Annotated in this window: 17 protein-coding genes; 13 read left to right on the plus strand and 4 right to left on the minus strand. The window is 62.0% G+C overall.

What is annotated here, in order from left to right; genetic code table 11:
- Together KRX51_RS04645 and ffh are read left to right on the plus strand one after the other, a co-directional pair.
- Positions 1-2,103 (plus strand): HD domain-containing protein, encoded by a 2,103-nt coding sequence (locus tag KRX51_RS04645; protein WP_218361788.1) that lies wholly within the window; start codon positions 1-3, stop codon positions 2,101-2,103.
- A gap of 73 nt (positions 2,104-2,176) precedes the next feature.
- Positions 2,177-3,808, plus strand: coding sequence for a signal recognition particle protein (gene ffh, locus KRX51_RS04650; protein WP_218361789.1), 1,632 nt, complete (start codon positions 2,177-2,179; stop codon positions 3,806-3,808).
- Positions 3,809-3,881: 73 nt separating this feature from the next.
- Here the strand turns inward: ffh and KRX51_RS10305 are convergent, their stop codons facing one another.
- Positions 3,882-6,014: an acyltransferase family protein gene (locus tag KRX51_RS10305; RefSeq protein ID WP_218361790.1), complete on the minus strand. Its 2,133-nt coding sequence runs from the start codon at positions 6,012-6,014 to the stop codon at positions 3,882-3,884.
- Positions 6,015-6,283: 269 nt separating this feature from the next.
- Between KRX51_RS10305 and rpsP the strand changes: the two genes are divergently transcribed.
- The 3 genes from rpsP to trmD all read left to right on the plus strand — a co-directional run bounded on the left by rpsP (position 6,284) and on the right by trmD (position 8,288).
- On the plus strand, positions 6,284-6,727 hold the full coding sequence (gene rpsP / locus KRX51_RS04660) for a 30S ribosomal protein S16 (protein ID WP_218361791.1): 444 nt from the start codon (positions 6,284-6,286) through the stop codon (positions 6,725-6,727).
- Positions 6,728-6,837: 110 nt separating this feature from the next.
- Entirely contained in the window at positions 6,838-7,410 is a 573-nt protein-coding gene (gene rimM, locus KRX51_RS04665) for a ribosome maturation factor RimM (RefSeq protein ID WP_218361792.1), read from the plus strand.
- A gap of 14 nt (positions 7,411-7,424) precedes the next feature.
- Positions 7,425-8,288, plus strand: coding sequence for a tRNA (guanosine(37)-N1)-methyltransferase TrmD (gene trmD, locus KRX51_RS04670; RefSeq protein ID WP_218362274.1), 864 nt, complete (start codon positions 7,425-7,427; stop codon positions 8,286-8,288).
- 16 nt (positions 8,289-8,304) lie between these two features.
- On the opposite strand, the gene KRX51_RS04675 is transcribed toward trmD, so the two are convergent.
- The 3 genes from KRX51_RS04675 to KRX51_RS04685 are packed head-to-tail and all read right to left on the minus strand — an operon-like array spanning position 8,305 to position 10,023.
- Positions 8,305-8,646 carry a cupin domain-containing protein gene (locus KRX51_RS04675; RefSeq protein WP_218361793.1) on the minus strand — a complete coding sequence of 114 codons (342 nt, stop codon included), beginning with the start codon at positions 8,644-8,646 and terminating at the stop codon, positions 8,305-8,307.
- A 10-nt stretch (positions 8,647-8,656) separates the two neighbouring features.
- Positions 8,657-9,655 carry a DUF1648 domain-containing protein gene (locus KRX51_RS04680; RefSeq protein WP_218361795.1) on the minus strand — a complete coding sequence of 333 codons (999 nt, stop codon included), beginning with the start codon at positions 9,653-9,655 and terminating at the stop codon, positions 8,657-8,659.
- Positions 9,656-9,669: 14 nt separating this feature from the next.
- Positions 9,670-10,023, minus strand: a complete 354-nt coding sequence (locus KRX51_RS04685) for a GntR family transcriptional regulator (RefSeq protein ID WP_218361797.1) — start codon at positions 10,021-10,023, stop codon at positions 9,670-9,672.
- A gap of 244 nt (positions 10,024-10,267) precedes the next feature.
- On the opposite strand from KRX51_RS04685, the gene rplS reads away from it, so the two are divergent.
- The 8 genes from rplS to dprA all read left to right on the plus strand — a co-directional run bounded on the left by rplS (position 10,268) and on the right by dprA (position 17,113).
- Positions 10,268-10,609 (plus strand): 50S ribosomal protein L19, encoded by a 342-nt coding sequence (gene rplS / locus KRX51_RS04690; protein ID WP_218361798.1) that lies wholly within the window; start codon positions 10,268-10,270, stop codon positions 10,607-10,609.
- 148 nt (positions 10,610-10,757) lie between these two features.
- A complete protein-coding gene (locus KRX51_RS04695; RefSeq protein ID WP_218361799.1) occupies positions 10,758-12,101 on the plus strand; it encodes a family 1 glycosylhydrolase in 1,344 nt (447 codons plus the stop codon).
- A 29-nt stretch (positions 12,102-12,130) separates the two neighbouring features.
- The gene (gene lepB / locus KRX51_RS04700) at positions 12,131-12,898 is read left to right on the plus strand and encodes a signal peptidase I (RefSeq protein WP_218361800.1); all 768 of its coding nucleotides are present in this window, start codon (positions 12,131-12,133) and stop codon (positions 12,896-12,898) included.
- A gap of 73 nt (positions 12,899-12,971) precedes the next feature.
- Complete coding sequence (locus KRX51_RS04705; RefSeq protein ID WP_255549484.1) at positions 12,972-13,661, plus strand: ribonuclease HII; 690 nt, start codon at positions 12,972-12,974, stop codon at positions 13,659-13,661.
- Entirely contained in the window at positions 13,651-13,956 is a 306-nt protein-coding gene (locus tag KRX51_RS04710) for a DUF2469 domain-containing protein (RefSeq protein ID WP_218361802.1), read from the plus strand. The genes KRX51_RS04705 and KRX51_RS04710 overlap by 11 nt, the downstream gene beginning before the upstream one ends.
- A 140-nt stretch (positions 13,957-14,096) precedes the next feature.
- Positions 14,097-14,462, plus strand: coding sequence for a YraN family protein (locus tag KRX51_RS04715; protein WP_218361803.1), 366 nt, complete (start codon positions 14,097-14,099; stop codon positions 14,460-14,462).
- A complete protein-coding gene (locus tag KRX51_RS04720; protein WP_218361804.1) occupies positions 14,463-15,995 on the plus strand; it encodes a YifB family Mg chelatase-like AAA ATPase in 1,533 nt (510 codons plus the stop codon). It begins immediately after the preceding gene.
- Positions 15,992-17,113 carry a DNA-processing protein DprA gene (dprA, locus tag KRX51_RS04725; protein WP_218361805.1) on the plus strand — a complete coding sequence of 374 codons (1,122 nt, stop codon included), beginning with the start codon at positions 15,992-15,994 and terminating at the stop codon, positions 17,111-17,113. Before KRX51_RS04720 ends, dprA begins: the two co-directional genes overlap by 4 nt.
- Positions 17,114-17,197 lie beyond the last annotated feature (84 nt).

Consider the following 17,197-nt stretch of genomic DNA (forward strand, 5'->3'; position numbering starts at 1 on the left):
ATGACCGCCGAGTCCCACACAACCCACACCGGTCCTGCTGGTCCTGGTGGCGCCTTCGCCCGCGAACTCCTCGACACCATTTCCGTGCCGGATGGGTTCGCGTTGGCGGCCACTGGGTCTTTGGCTCGAGGGGAAATGACGTCCTACTCGGACCTGGACCTGACCCTATTGGCCGCCCCCGGCAACAGTGATGCCGAGATCGCGCGGGTTGCCGATTCCATCTGGTACCCGCTGTGGGACTCGAAAATGCGCATCGATCATTCGGTGCGCACCCCAGATAGCACGCTCAGCGCCGCTGAATCAGATCTCACCGCCTACCTGGCATTGCTGGACCTGACTCATCTCAGCGGTGACGCCGAGCTCACCGAAACCACTCGCACGAAACTCATTACCCAATGGCGTCGGGGTATGACGGGGCGTTTCGACGACCTTATTGCGACTGCAGCCAGCCGGTGGCGTCGCTCCGGTTCGGTGACGGCGATGACCCGCCCGGACCTAAAACACGGCCGCGGTGGGCTACGTGACCATGACTTATTACGCGCCCTGGCGCTGGCGAACCTCACCGACGCCCCCGATTTGACCGATGAGCGCACCCTGGTGCTCGATATCCGCAGCAGGCTGCACAGCGCTGCTCGTCGGGCCCGCGATGTGCTCGACCCGGAATTTGCCGAACCCATCGCCGATGAACTTGGCTATGCGGACCGCTTTGAACTGCAGCGTCACCTCGCCACCGCCGCGCGCACCATTGATGCTGCGCTTACCGACGGCACCGCCACCGCGCGGGCGGCATTGCCCCGCCACACCGCTTTGCGTCGTCCTGTGCGCCGGCCTCTTGATGAGGGAGTGGTGGAACATTCCGGGCAGGTGGCGCTCGCCCGCGGCGCGAAACTCATTGACCCCGGCCTGCCCTACCGTGCTGCCGCCAGTGCTGCCCGCACGGGCTTGCCGGTGGGCCGGGCGACCTGGCAGCGGCTGAAAGAATGCCCACCGTTGCCTACTCCGTGGCCGTCTGCGGTGCTTGCCGACGTGGTGTCCATCCTCGCCAGCGATGCCACCATCATCCGCGACCTGGACCGCCACGGCCTGTGGGAACCGATCGTGGCGTCCTGGCCGGTGATCCGTGGCCTGGTACCCCGCGAACGCACCCACACCCACACCGTCGATGAGCACACCATCTCGGTGGTACGAGAAGCCGCTGAGCGCCGTACCAGAGTCGCCCGCCCGGACCTGCTGCTGCTCGCAGCCCTGTTGCACGATATCGGCAAAGGCACCGCCCGCCCCCATGCGGAGGAGGGCGCCGATATTGCCCTTAGCTTCGCCAAACGCGCGGGATTGGATGCGGCCGATACCGCGTCGCTGGTCACCCTTGTCCAGCAGCACCAGATGCTTGCTGAACTGGCCACTACGAAAAATCCGCAGTCCCCCGATACTGCCGACGAGCTCGCGCACTGTCTTTCCGGGGTGCCGGACCCGCTGCTCATCCTCGATATCCTCACCGTGCTCACCGAAGCTGATTCGCGGGGCACTGGCCCTGGGGTCTGGAGCGCCGGGAGGGCAGCTGCGATGACGACATTGGCGGGCATTACCCGGGAACATCTCTCCGGCGCCACGCCGCAGCCGCCACAACAATTAGCCGAACCAGCCAAGCCCCCAGTCGATGTCGAGGACTGGAGCGTGCTGCTTCACGATGATGCGCCCGACACTATGGCGCGCTTGCTCCATGTCATCAAAGCCTCCGGCTATACCGCGCTGCGCTGTGAGGCTGTTTTCGCCGATAACGGTGATACTCGCGCAGCTATTACTGTGCGGCCCCGACATGGTGGCCCGCCGCAGGCCGGTGTGTTGCGCCAAAAATACCGCCGGGCCGGAGCCACCGACGTCGGCACGCCCCCTGTGCACTGCGACTGGGATTTCACCTGGCGCGGTAGCGTGCTGGAACTGCGCGCCGCCGAAGCCCCTGGTGCGTTGGCGACATTGGTGAGTAAAGGGGCGCGTCAGATGCAGTGGCTGCGGGCGGCGACAGTAGCCGGCACCTTAGTGGTGCTGGTGGAACCGCGTGGTGAGCGCGAGGCGCTGGAAAGCGCGCTGACCGACGGCGGCTAAAAGTTGAGCCACTGCGGCGGGTATGGTTGATCCACTAGACCGACCGTCGAAATGACCAGGGAGTACCAGGTACGTGTTCGAATCACTATCCGATCGGCTTACCGGGGCGCTAAAGGATCTACGCGGTAAAGGCCGGCTGACCGAAGCCGATATCAACGCCACCGCCCGTGAGATCCGCCTGGCGCTGCTGGAAGCGGATGTTTCGTTGCCGGTGGTGCGCGCCTTCATTAAGCGCATCAAGGAACGCGCCGCAGGAGCTGAGGTTTCTGAGGCACTCAATCCCGCCCAGCAGGTCGTCAAGATCGTCAACGAGGAGCTGCAGGAAATCCTCGGTGGCGAGACTCGTCGCCTCAATATGGCGAAAAACCCGCCGACGGTGATCATGCTCGCCGGTCTGCAGGGTGCTGGTAAAACCACCCTGGCCGGCAAATTGGGCCGCCACCTGGCCAAGCAGGGCCACACCCCGGTACTGGTCGCCTGTGACCTGCAGCGCCCCGGTGCGGTGCAGCAGCTAGAAATCGTCGCTGAGCGTGCCGAGATCTCGTGCTTCGCGCCTGACCCGGGGGCCTCCCTGGCCTCCACTGGTGCTGATGTGCAGCCCTCTGCTGCTGACCCTGTTGAGGTCGCCCGCCGCGGTATTGCCTACGCCCGCGCCAAGCACCATGACGTGGTCATTGTCGATACCGCCGGTCGTTTGGGTATCGACGACGTACTGATGACCCAGGCCCGCAATATTCGTGATGCAGTCAATCCGGACGAAGTGCTGTTCGTCATTGACTCCATGATCGGTCAGGACGCGGTGCAAACCGCCGAGGCCTTCCGCGATGGTGTGGATTTCACCGGCGTGGTGCTCACCAAGCTCGACGGTGACGCCCGTGGTGGTGCCGCCCTGTCGATCCGTGAGGTCACCGGCAAGCCGATCATGTTCGCCTCTACTGGCGAAAAGCTCGACGATTTCGACGTCTTCCACCCAGAGCGCATGGCCAGCCGCATCCTCGGGATGGGCGATGTGCTCTCCCTTATCGAGCAGGCCGAGCAGGTCTTCGATCAGAAGGAAGCCGAAAAGACCGCCCAGAAAATGGGCTCCGGGGAACTCACCCTGGAAGACTTCCTGGACCAAATGCTGATGATCCGGCGGATGGGTCCGGTGGGCAATATCCTCAAGATGCTGCCCGGCGGCTCCCAGATGTCCGAGGTCGCCGATATGGTCGACGAGAAACAACTCGACCGCATCCAGGCCATCATCCGCGGTATGACTCCGGCTGAGCGCGATAATCCAAAGATTCTTAACGCTTCCCGACGCAAGCGTATCGCCAAGGGCTCCGGCGTCACCGTCACCGAGGTCAACCAGTTGGTGGACCGGTTCTTCGAAGCCCGCAAGATGATGAATAAGATGGCCGGCCAGTTCGGTATGCCCGGTGGTCGCTCCGCGACGAAGAAGCAGCGCAAGGGCCGCAAGGGCAAGAAGGGTAAGAAAGGCAAGGGCCGGGGCCCGACGCCGCCGAAGGCAATGCGGCAAGGCGGAATGCCGGGAATGCCGGGAATGCCCGGTATGCCTGGTGCCGGTGGGCCCGGTATGGCCGATATGCAGAAACTGCAGAAGCAGATGAAAGACGGTCTGCCCCCGGGCATGGAAGACCTCGACCTGTCCAAGCTGGACTTCGGCAATGGTGGCCCCGGCGGCCCCGGCAAGCCGAAGCGGTAACCACAACCACACACTGCGGCCCCGATGCGAAAAGCATCGGGGCCGCAGTTGTTCGTCCTGGTCGGGTGTGTGACTAATCCGCAGAGCGTTTCCGAATCGCGGCGCGCTCCATAATCGGCCCCAGCTCACGGGCCATCTGCTTAGCCACAGTGCGGACATATTCCACCGTGACGTGGTTGCTATCGCGATAGGGGTAGAGGTTGCCGATAACCGCCGGGCAGTAGTCGTCCGGGCAGAACAGGTCGGTCATATCCAACGCAGTGCCATTGGGGTAGCCGTCGAGAACCTCCGCGGCGGGATCGACGTCGTTAAGCACTTCCTTGCGTGGCTTACCGCAGCTGCGCGGGTCACCGCCACGCACCACGCATTCAGTCGGGGAGTAGGACTCATCCTCGGCATCGAAGAACCACGGGGTATCGCGCAGCGCCACAAACGGCAGATTGCGTTCGCGCAACTGATCCCAGAAACGGATATAACGATCCGGCACGAAATCGCCGGGGCCATCATCGACAGGGCGAGTAGAGGTGACCACAATCAGGTCCGGCGGATTGTCATCGAGATATTCCAGCACGGCCTTGGTCCAGTAGGCGCACACGTCGCCAGGCAAATCCTGCTCGCGAGTAATCGGCGGGCAACCCTGACGGAAAATCGTCTCCAGTCGCCAGCCCTTCTCCTTAGCGATGGGGTCCAATGCGTCGAACCACATCTCCGAATGGGAGCCGCCGAGCAAGAGCATGGTGTTCTCACCGTCGACATCGCCGTAGACACAGGGCGCACCGATATCGTCGCCCTCATCCTTATTCAGGTGCAGCGTGCGGTAGGGCTCCTCACCCATGGTGATACAGCCCTCCTTGGCAGGCAGGGCATAAATGGAGCGAATAATGCCCGGTGAGGGCTTGACCTCGAAAACATCCGGGATGTCGTAGTCATCACTGATCGACAAAGCACCCGGGTAGACCTGGGGGTCCAGACCAGTGGTGTAGGCACGCTTAATCCGGTACTCCTGCACCGGGACCAACGCCACCAATGCAATAGCCAGCAAAGCCAAACCCACGCCCGCACCGGCACGCCACCGAGGTGCCCACGTTTTACGCAGCTGCTGCCAGGCCAGGCGGGCACGAGCCTCACCAACGCGGGGCCGCTTCGCGTGCTGGCGCAGCGGTGTTTCAATGAACTTGTGGGTCAGCCACGCAATAACAATGGAGACCGCAATCACAACAGTGCCCAGCAACCAGCCGGGGGACTGACGATTCAGATACAGCAACGACAGAATCAACAGCGGCCAGTGCCACAGGTACAGCGAATAGGCAATATCGCCGAAGAAGGTAGAAAACTTCGACGCCAACGCCCGCTGGGTCCAGCCGGCGCCGCGGGCAGAAATAATCACCAGCACCGCGCCACCGATCGGGTAGAGCGCCCCAGGGCCGGGGAAAACATCCGCGCCGTCGAACAGCGCGCCGGTAGTAACCACCATCAAAAGACCAATGGGGATGGCCACACGTGCGGCGCGGGCGGGCAGCATCACCTTCGACCCAGCGACCGCCAGTAGCGCCCCCAGGGTGAGCTCCCACATCCGAGTCGCCGTGGAATAGTAGTTCGCCGCCTGGTCAACCTGGTGCAACTCAAGTGCAGCAGAAAAGGATAGGGCCGTAATCACGGCCAGGACAGGCACGAGAACCCAGTTGATATAGCGGGCTATGCGCAGTGTGCGCATGACGAGCGCGATGGCGCACACCACCAGGATGCTGGCAAGGTAGAACTGCCCCTGCACCGACATTGACCACAGGTGCTGCAGTGGGGAAGCATCCACCGAGGCGGCGGCGTATTCCTGGGACTGCTTATCGAGCTCAATATTCTGGAAATACAGCACAGAGGCAGTGACTTGCTTGGCCATATTGAGCGAAGCCAATGACGGGAAGAGAAATATTGCCGCCACAGTGACGGTGCCGACCACGGTCAAAAGGGCAGGCAATAGCCGTCGGATAGTGCGCCAGATTGGCCACCACGGGTTGATGGATTTGGTCGTGTCGGCTGCTGCACGTATTTGGGAGCCGAGGAAGAAATACCCGGACAGCAGCAGGAACACATCCACGCCACCGGAGACCCGGAAAACATAGACGTGGAATACAACAACAAGTGCGATCGCGATACCGCGCAGTCCATCGAGGTCTGTGCGGTACGTCGGGAGCGGCGTCGCGGTTCTCACGTTGGCCTACCATAGACCCCACAAAAGCCGTGGCTGGTATGACCCGCAGTATTGATTCCGTGAAAGTTGTGGTTTGTCGGCCCAGGGCTGCGCTGGTATTGTTTTCCGGGTTGCGCTGAGGTTAGCTCAGTGCGGCAGCTGCAGACATCGTTCCCGTCTACGGTCGGCCGGTGGTCACCTGCAGTGAAAAACCAAGGGCAAAACCGGCCTGCGCACTACCGAGCGTAGGTGTCATCAGAATTGCCCCGTGACCAGAGAAAGGGCCCCACATGGCCGTCAAGATTAAGCTTCAGCGCCTCGGCAAGATTCGTACCCCGCACTACCGCGTGGTCGTTGCCGACGCACGTACCCGCCGCGATGGACGCGTCATCGAGAATATCGGCATCTACCAGCCGAAGGCTGACCCGTCTGTCATCAAGATCGATTCCGAGCGTGCCCAGCACTGGCTCAAGGTCGGCGCCCAGCCCACCGAGCCGGTTCTCGCTCTGCTGAAGGTCACCGGCGACTGGCAGAAGTTCAAGGGCATCGAGGGCGCCGAGGGCACCCTCAAGGTTGCCGAGGAGAAGCCCTCCAAGCTCGAGCTGTTCAACAAGGCTCTTGCCGAGGCTAACGAGTCCGCCGACGCCGAGACCGTTGCCGCCAAGCGCCGCGAGGCCCGCGAGGCCGCTCAGCCGAAGAAGGAAGAGGAAGCTTCCTCCGACGAGGCCGAGTAGGTCCCTGTGCCGCCTTTAGGCACCCAGCGCCGCTGAATGGGGTTCGCCCCTCAGCGGCGCTTTTTGTATGTGCTGCGGTGCTTGATTGGCGGTGCGGTTATCCTCATCGGGTGAGCACGAATGAGGAATTGGTTCAGATTGGCCGCGTCATCAAACCCCACGGGGTGCGCGGTGAAGTCGTCATCGACCCCACTACTGATGACCCCGCCGGTCGTTTTGCTGTGGGCACAGTACTTAGCGGTAAGCAGACCGGCAAGACTGTGGAATTGACCGTTGCTACCATGCGCCCGCACCAATCCCGCCTGCTGGTGCGCTTCGATGAAGTGCCAGACCGTACCGCTGCTGAATCGTTGCGGGGTATTAAATTCTTCGCTGCCGCAGTAGCCGACGATGATGACGGCGCCTTTTATGACCACGAATTAGTGGGTCTGCGGGTGCTTAACTGTGGCGCGGTCAGCGCTGAGACAGCTGAGGCCCGCGCTTATCAGGGCGCCCAGCCCGAGCCGGAGGATATCGGCGAAATCACCGGTGTGGTGCGTGGTCCTGTGCAGCGGTTGCTGGAGGTCGCGCTTGATGCGGGGGGTTCGGCTTTGGTGCCGTTGGTGCATGAGTTGGTGCCGATTGTGGACCTCGATAATGAGGCGGTTGTGATCACCCCACCGGAAGGACTGCTGGAACTGTGAGTGCCAATCCCCAGATGCGTATCGACGTTGTCACGATCTTTCCGGACTATCTCGATCCGCTGCGGCATGCGCTGCTGGGCAAAGCTATCGAACAGGGCCGGTTATCGGTCCACCTGCACGATCTGCGGCAATGGGCGACTGGGGTGCACCAGAGTGTGGATAGTTCCCCCTGTGGTGGTGGGCCAGGGATGGTGATGAAGCCCGACGTGTGGGGCCCGGCACTCGATGATGTCTGCGCTATTGCCGGCCCGGCTCGTAGTGCGCGGCCGCTGCAGTCTGCGACCCCGCATAGCACTCAGGCCCGCCGCGATGAGCTAGCCGGCGGGGCTACAGAATCGTCCTATGCCGTAACTGCCGACGAGGACGCTCGCCCGTTATTGGTGGTGCCGACCCCGGCGGGGCGTCCTTTTACCCAGGAGATGGCGCAGCGCTGGTCGGGCGAATCTCGCATTATTTTCGCCTGCGGGCGCTATGAGGGCATTGACCAGCGGGTTATTGATGAAGCGGACAACCGGTACCGGGTGGAGGAAGTCTCCATCGGTGATTATGTGCTCATCGGCGGTGAAGTGGCCGTCATTGTGATGGCAGAGGCCGTCGTCCGGCTGATCCCTGGTGTGCTGGGCAATCACCGCAGCCATGAGGAAGACAGTTTTTCCGATGGGTTGCTGGAAGGGCCCAGTTACACCAAGCCTCGAGTGTGGCGGGACCGGGAAGTCCCGGAGGTCCTTTTCAGCGGCAATCATGCCCGCATTGACCGGTGGCGCCATGACCAGGCGCTGCTGCGCACGCAACAGCGCAGGCCGGATTTGCTTGGGGCAGTAGAGCTCGACCCACGGGATCAGTGGGTGTTGGAAAACGGCGTCAGCCCAGAGCAATAGCCAGCGCCGGTGGCCACTATTGCGCCCCGGTGTGCAGCATGAGCAGCATGACTGCACCCTCTGGCGAGGTCAAACTGTGCGGCAGGTGCTCATCGACGTATTGGATTGTGCCTGCGGTTAAGTGGGCGGTGTGCTCGCCGACGGTGAAGTCCACGGCGCCGGTTAAGACCTGAACGGTGATGGGGTGTGGTGCCCGGTGTTCGGTCATGTGCTGGCCGGGGGCGAAGCGGAACACGATGAGGGTGACGCCATTGCAGGTGCCGAGGCGTTGCGCGGCTGGGAAGGCACCATCTTTTGCTTCGGGGGCGAGTGCCAGCGCATCGAATACGGCACTGGGGGTGGGCTCAGTGTGGGACATGCCTTTGAGCCTAGGCGGGACTTTTATTCGTGTCGTGCCCGCCGTCGTTGTTGCCGTTGTGCTGGGCTTTTTTCATATAGGTGCGCAGCAGTGCAGCACCGGTTTCGGCGTCGTCACAGTTGACGTAGAAATCGCTTTTACCGGCGCGGCCGACCCGGATGCCCGCACCGTTTCGGACATGCAGTGCAGTGCCCTTCGGGCGCAGCCGGTATCCGTAGCCCAGCCAGTCAGTGAACTCCATCTGGACGGCCGTGGCGTTGTTCAGCGTCGCAGCGGGGAAGTGGGAGGCATATGGTGTGACGCCATAGCGCACGGTTAAGCCCGTGGCATCGACCCGCACAGTGGCTTTGGTGAAGGCAAGGGTGACAGCAACGAGCGCCACCGTCAGCAGGCTGAACAGAAATACCAGGAAGCCTCCGGCATTGATGAGCCATAACCAGGCGCAGACCACTAAGGAGGTGAAGATGGCGGTTGCCATAATGCCGCTGAAAACAGCGCTGGCGCGTGCGGAACCTTGCCACACAGTGGATTCGTGCTCAGCTACGGGGATATCGGTGTCATTGTTGAGGTCGTCATCATTGAGTTCGCGGGGGATATCCGGGGTGAAGAACCACACGATAAGGGCGGGAAAGAACGCCAGTGCTGCTGCGGCAAGAGCATTGATGGCTGGGAAGCGGACCAGGACGGGGTCGCCGATATTGAGATGCGCTTCGATAATGAAGACATTAAGGCAGGTGAGGAAGCTAGCAACCCAGGTATTGACGGCAGCGATGACGCGGTGGGGAAGCAGGAGTGCTAGCGGCACCGCTGAGACTGCGGCGACCAGTGGTGTGGTGATGAGGAATCTGTCTAGTGGCATGAAGCCGTCGGGCTCGCCGGAGAAGGAGAAGTGGCTGGCAATGGCCAGAGGTAACTGGTCGCGCTGAGCCATGCCCCAGACGACAGAGGCCGCCAGGATGAGCGCCGGGACGATAAGGGAGATAAGGCGTACCCGGTTTTTTGTGCTCATGGTGGTCTCCATTTCTAGTTCAGTCCTCGGATGGTGAGGCCGGCGGTAATCGTCGACAGGCTGGTGTCGTGTTCTTTTGCCAGTTCGGCGAGGTGGTCGAGTGCGTTTTCTACAGCGTCGGTGCGCCTTGGTAGACCAATGACTATTGCGCCACGGCCGCGGCGCAGTTCAAGCACGCCCTCGTCACGCAAGGAACGGTAGGCACGCAGCACAGTGTTTTTATTCAGGTGCAGGCTGGCGGCCAGATCGCCTGCGGCAGGCAGGGTATCGCCTGGCCGGGTGTGGCCGTCGGCAATTGCGTGGCGTAGGGCAGCAGTGAGCTGTGCGTGCAGCGGCGTGGGGGAACTGTGGTCGATACTGACCAGCATGACACCCTCCTGACTGAGCACTGTTGTGCTATCACAATTAGCACAATATGGCTAGAGATTGTCCGCGCCGCGGTGGGATTTGGGTCTGACCTGCCCGTTATGTCATACTGCTCGGGTTGATCGCAGAAGAAGTCTATCTGCGTCGGCTTTACATGTCTCGGGCATGAACCGGCCGAGCGCCCCACCAGCGGGGAAGTGCCGCCAGGGTCCTCTGTCTACTGCAAAAGCTAAGGAAAAATATTCCATGAACATTCTGGACAAGGTTGACGCCGCATCGCTGCGTTCCGACATCCCCGAATTCCGCGCTGGCGACACCGTTGAGGTGCACGTCAAGATTGTGGAAGGCAAGACCGAGCGTATTCAGGTCTTCAAGGGTGTCGTCATTCGTCGCCAGGGCGGCGGCGTGCGCGAAACCTTCACCGTGCGCAAGGTGTCCTTCGGTATCGGCGTGGAGCGTACCTTCCCGGTGCACTCCCCGAATATCGACCACATCAAGGTTGTCTTCCGTGGCGACGTGCGTCGCGCGAAGCTGTACTACCTGCGCAACCTGCGCGGCAAGGCTGCCCGCATCAAGGAAAAGCGCTAATTGTGCGCTAGGCCTTTTCGCTAGCCGACGAAGCCCCCACCAGGCTCCATTGCGGAGTGGGTGGGGGCTTCGTTTTGTTGTGTTGACCAGCCCCTTTATGGGAGCGTGTCGCCTGCAACAGAAGGTAAAGAACATGTAAATTTAGAATATGTTCGCAATCAGCCGGGCTCGCCTCGCTATATTCGCGGCAGCCCTTACCCCAGCCATCATCCTTGCCCTTCTCGTCCTTCCGGCCCCAAGTGCCAAGGGTGCGCCCATAGCGCGCGACTTCCACTGGGGCGTGGCCTCCTCCGGCTTCCAAGTCGAAGGCTCCAACCCCGACTCAAACTGGCTGCGCTATGTCGAAGCCAACCAGGACAGCGACGATGTCGACCCGGTCAATGACGCCGTGGACTTCTGGAACCGTTACGAAGAAGACATCGCCAATGCAGCGGCCATGGGCGTGAATACCTACCGAATCTCGGTGGAATGGGCCCGCATCGAACCCGAACCTGGCCACTGGGACCAAGCCGCCCTCGAACACTACGACCGCATCATCGGCACAATCCGCGACCACGGCATGACGCCGATGATCACGATGGTGCACTACGTCTACCCAGGCTGGCTCGTTGACCGCGGCGGCTTCCTCGACCCGGAAGCACCCGCCCTCTTCGGCCGCTACGCCGAACTCATCACCCAACGCTGGGGCGACGGCGACACCATGTGGGTCACCTTCAACGAACCACTGGTCTTCTACGGCCACGAGGTTGAAATCGGGCTTATCGACACCACCGATATGCCAGCCTTCCTCGACAATGTGGTCGCCGCCCACAAACTCGGCTACGCCGCCGCGCACGCAGCCAACCCCAATGCCATGGTCACCACCAATGAGGCATTCCTGCCGGCAGTAACTGGGCTCGCCGACCGGGTATTCATGGACCGGGTCGCCGACAGCCTCGACTACGTCGGCATCGACTACTACTACGGACTAAGCGCCGACAATATCTCCGCCATCTACGCCGCCAACGCCGAATTCGGCCGCGTGCGCCCGCAACCCGACGGTATCTATGAGGCCATCCGGCACTTCTCCGAGGCATTCCCGGGACTGCCTATCTACATCGTGGAAAACGGCATGCCCAGCGTTAACGGTGAGCGTGCAGACGGCGCCACGCGCGGTGACTTCGTCTCCGACACGATCTTCTGGATCCAGCGCGCCATTGCCGACGGCTACCCAGTCATCGGCTACAACCACTGGTCCATCACCGATAACTACGAGTGGGGTGACTACTCCGCCCGCTTCGGTCTGTACCGAGTCGACATTCTCAACGACCCCACCCTGACCCGCCAGCCGACCTCCGGTGTGGCCGCCTACCGTGACCTCATCACCAACGGTGGTGTCCCGCAGGGCTACCAGCCGGTCAACAGCCCTGCGAAGTGCTCAGCAGCGCGGATTCCGGACTCGTGCCTGAACCCGCCGCAGGTTGACGGGCCACTGGCACAGATCCGCGGCTGAGCCCGAAGGGGCTTGTATAGTCATCAACCATGACGCACCAAAGCGCCGGCGCTGAAGACAATCCCGCATCTGATGAGGGGCAGGAGCCTGAAGAGCATTCCACCCCGTGGTATGTCGAAATCCCGATCATCATCGTTCTTGCGCTGCTCATCAGCGTCGGCGTGCAGACCTTCGTCGGCCGGGTCTACCTCATCCCATCGGAATCGATGGAGCCGACTCTGCACGGTTGTGCCGGATGCACTGGCGACCGCATCTGGGTCGATAAATTGGCCTACCGATTCGGCGACCCCGAACCCGGCGATGTTGTGGTCTTCAACGGTCCAGAGTCCTGGGAGTCCGCTTATCAGGTGCAGCGGTCGACTAACCCTGTCGTCAACAGCCTGCAGACTGTTGGGTCATGGGTCGGCGTCGTCGCCCCGGCCGAAAACGCCCTGGTCAAGCGTGTGATTGCTACTGGCGGCCAGACCGTGCAGTGCCTGCCTGGAGACCCCGGAGTCATGGTTGATGGCGCGCCCATTGACAATTCCTTCATCCTGCAGCCGCCGGAGTACCCCGTGGACCCGAATGCCGGTTCCGATGCCTGCGGCGGCCCCTATTTCGGCCCGCTGACGGTACCCGAGAACAACTTGTGGATGATGGGCGATAACCGCACTAACTCCCTCGACTCCCGCTACCACCAAGGAGACGAGTACCAGGGCAGCATCCCAGAAAGCGCAGTCGTCGGTAAGGTTCGCTGGCGCATCCTGCCGATCAGCCGCATTGGTGGCGTCGATGACCCCGATATCCTCACCGACTAAATCGCTTGCCGACGCTGTCGTCGCCCACCTCAACGACAGCCGGGCTCATGGTTACCTGCCGCAGCGGCCCCGTTTGCGCCGACTCAGCCAAGACCGGATCTACGAACACGCCCTCGCCGCTCGCGGTATGGGCCCTGTGGCCGGTGTCGATGAAGCCGGCCGGGGAGCCTGCGCAGGCCCACTGGTGGTCGCCGCCTGCATATTGCCGCCAGAACATATCGACGCCCTTAATGGCCTGACGGATTCCAAAAAACTCTCCGCAGCGCGCCGGGAACGCCTCGAGCCTGTCATTAAAGACGTAGCCACCGCCTGGTCGGTGATCAGTATCAGCGCAGCAGATATCGACGCCCACGGCGTGGGAGTTGCCAACCTGTCCGGAATGCGTCGGGCAGTAGAGGCCCTACCGGTACGTCCAGGTTTCGTACTGACCGATGCCTGGCATATTTCCGGTTTGCGCGCCCCACATTTACCCATGGTCAAAGGCGATGCCGTAGCTCGTTGTATCGCCGCTGCGAGTGTCTTAGCCAAGGTGGCGCGTGACCGCATTATGGTTGAGCACGATGCACGTTGGCCTGGGTATGGTTTCGCCACCCACAAGGGCTATGGCACAGCAGCTCATATGGCGGCGGTTGCTGAAAACGGACCGGCGGATTGCCACCGCATGAGCTATGCCAATATTGCTGCTGCCAGCGCACATCACCCGCAACGGCGTCGCCGTGGCGGGAGCGACAACCACGGCGGAAAGGTGAACCATGAGCGCTGAGGACCTGGACAACTACGAGGCTGAAGTTGAGCTGTCCCTCTACCGGGAATACCGCGATATCGTCAGCCAGTTCTCCTATGTGGTCGAAACTGAGCGTCGGTTCTATCTAGCCAACGCTGTCGAGTTGATTCCGCATAATTCCGGCGGTGAGGTCTACTTCGAACTACGCATGTCCGACGCTTGGGTGTGGGATATGTACCGCCCGGCGCGTTTTGTGCGTTTTGTGCGAGTCATCACGTTCAAGGACGTCAATATCGAAGAGCTCGACAAACCAGATCTGCGCCTGCCCGAATAGGCGCCCCGGGCACCTGGTTGTCCACAGTTGCGGCTTTACCCACAAAATCCCAGCCCGTCACCACCGGTGGCGGGTTGTCTCATGCGTGCGCGCGCCATGCTTGGGCCCAGCATGACAACAGCACAAGCAGGGGAGCAGCAGTGCCAGCTACACGACAACCCACCACGGCCACCGGCAAACGCGGCGAAGACTATGCCGCTAACTACCTGCGCAGCATCGGTATGGAGGTCATCGCCCATAACGTCTACGTGGGCCATGACGAGATAGACCTCATCTGCAGGCACGGCCATCATCTCGTGTTCGTGGAGGTCAAAACGCGCACTGGTTCCCGGTTCGGCATCGGCGCTGAGTCGGTCACTACCGCCAAACTCGCCCGGATGCGTCGTGCCGCAGTGGCGTGGCTGCAGCGCAATGACGAGTACTTCGCTGAGGTGCGGTTCGATGTGTGCGATGTGCGGATAACCGGTGAGCACATTGACCTCACCCACTACGAGGCGGTGGTCTAAATGGCCGTCGGCAGGGCCTCGTCGGTGGCGCTTCAGGGGATTGACGGCCACTTAGTCACGGTCGAGGCAGATGTGGGCCGGGGATTGCCGGGAATGCATATCGGTGGCCTGGGCGACGCTGCGGTGAGCGAAGCCCGTGACCGAGTCCGCACTGCTGCGGTGAACTCCGGTGTGCAATGGCCGCGTACCAAAATTGTGGTGTCGATGTCACCGGCGTCGCTTCGCAAATACGGCTCCGCTTATGACCTGGCGATTGTGTGCGCGGTCATTGCCGCAGGGCTTGCCGACGCCGATATCGACCATCGTCTTGCCACAACCGTCCTCATTGGGGAAGTCGGTTTAGCTGGCGATATCCGCGCTGTTTCAGGTGTCCTGCCTGCTGTGTTGGGTGCCCGCGACGCCGGAATTGCACGTGTGGTTGTTCCCAAAGCCAATGGGGTAGAAGCCGCCATGGTCGAGGGCATGAGTGTTATTACCGCAGCGCACCTGACCGAGCTGTGGGACTGGCTGCGCACTGGTAGTGGGCTCAGTCCCGCCGCCGCACAGCCCTGGGCAACTCAGCGTGCACCAGGTCCGGATATGGCCGACGTGCACGGGCAGCCGCAGGCACGCCGAGCACTCGAACTCGCCGCCGCCGGCGGGCACCACATGCTCATGGTGGGCGCACCCGGAACTGGTAAATCCATGCTCGCCCAACGCCTACCGGGCATTTTGCCGCCGCTTAGCCGCGCCGAAGCCCTGGAATCCACAGCTATCCACTCGGTTAGCTCCCACCACAGCGCACACGCAATACGCGCCGGTTGTCGGCCTTTTATTTCCCCACACCACACGGCCTCATCGGCGGCGCTTTTGGGCGGCGGCTGCGGAATCCCGCACCCGGGTGCGGTCAGCCTGGCCCACCGCGGGGTGCTTTTTCTCGACGAAGTCTCCCTGATGAGCGGGCGTGTTCTCGACAGCCTGCGCACCCCATTGGAGACCGGGGAGGTGGTCTTCCACCGGGACCGCAGAACCGTGTGTTACCCCGCCCAATTTCAGCTTATCGCTGCAGCCAACCAATGCCGCTGCGGGGCGACAGAAGCCTCCTTGTGTACCTGCACTCAAGCTGATCGCCGAAACCATCTCAAAGGACTCTCCGGGCCACTGCTAGACCGGATTGACCTGCGGGTACGCCTCGACCCGCAACACAGTGTGCTGAGCACGCAGCGGGCCGAATCATCGGCAGATATCGCCGCCCGCGTCGAGGAGGCCAGGCACCGCGCGCACACCCGGTGGGCCGGGCTCGGCCACCTTCCACAAACCACTAATGCCAGAGTGAGCGGGACGACCCTGCGCAGTTATGCCCCAGCTGATGATGAAGGCATGGCCTGGTTAGCCACGCAGCTTGCTGAAAAAACAGTCACCCAACGCGGCATTGACCGCACGTTGCGGGTTGCCTGGACACTGGCTGACCTGGCGGCCAAACCACAACCCGAGCTCGGCGAAGTAGCCGATGCCATTGAGCTGCATATCGATCACGAGGCGGTGCTGGCATGAGCAGGAATGACTGGGCCTACCTAGCCAGAGTCATTGAAGGTCCCAATGCCGAACTCAACCTCATGCTCGGCAAATACGGGCCAACCGAGACCGCAGAACGCATCCGGCGCCGTAGCGGACTTTCTCCCACACTTCTGCGGGCAACAGAGGCCCGCGCCGAGTTGGATATGGCCGACGATGATGTCCGCGCCGCCGCGGCCGAGGGGTTCCGACTGGTGACCCCCGATTGTGCGGAGTGGCCTACAGATGCCGTGCAGCATTTCGTTGGGCATGGTTGCTCCACAGCAATCGCGCCTTATGCGCTGTGGGTCCGAGGGCTAGAGCTTTCGGAGTTGTTGGCTTGCTCGGTTGCCATTGTCGGCACCCGGGCGAGCACCTCCTATGGGACTCGCGTTGCCACTGCGCTTGCCGACGGCCTGGCCGCCAATGGTGTCACGGTGGTTAGCGGGGGAGCAGTGGGTATTGATGCGGCGGCCCATCGCGCTGCGCTGAGTTGTGGGGGTCGCACCATAGTGGTTGCTGCTGCCGGGCCTGGTCGTACCTATCCGGCGGGGCATGCGGGTCTTTTCGACGAGGTGGTGCGCACCGGCGCGGTCATAACCGAGTACCCGCCGATGGTGCGGCCGGCGCGGCATCGTTTTCTCACCCGGAATCGTCTGGTAGCCGGGTTGACTGATGCGACCGTGCTGGTGGAAGCAGGGTGGCGCTCTGGTGCTCGCAATACCGTGAACTGGGCGCATGAGCTTAATCGCCCAGTTGGCGCGGTGCCGGGGCCGATTAGTTCGGCGGCGTCAACGGGTTGTCATTCCTGCATTAAGGAGGGCTCGGCGACGCTGATAACAGGCGTCAACGATGCATTAGCGCTAGCGCGGCAGGTTGGCCAGTTCGATGAGGAAGACCAGATGGAGCTGGACTATGCCAAGGATGCGGTGCAGGCGCTGCCGCGCAATGAGTTGAAGGTCTACGACGCGCTGCACCCCACCCGGGCAGTCGGGGCTTCTGATATTGCGCGGGAGTCGGGGTGCTCTTTGGGGCTGACCATGCATCTACTGGCCGCCTTACAACAGCGCGGAATGGTGCGCCGAGTCGGTTCGCAGTGGCAGCGCAGTGCGGTCTAATAAAAATTTTTTTTGCGGCCCCCACGGTAAGGTTGTTCTCATCCGTGCAGTTCACGACGGTTCGGTGGACGGGAATGAAGCTGT

This window comes from Corynebacterium sp. TAE3-ERU12 (assembly GCF_019209905.1).
GTDB lineage: Bacteria > Actinomycetota > Actinomycetes > Mycobacteriales > Mycobacteriaceae > Corynebacterium.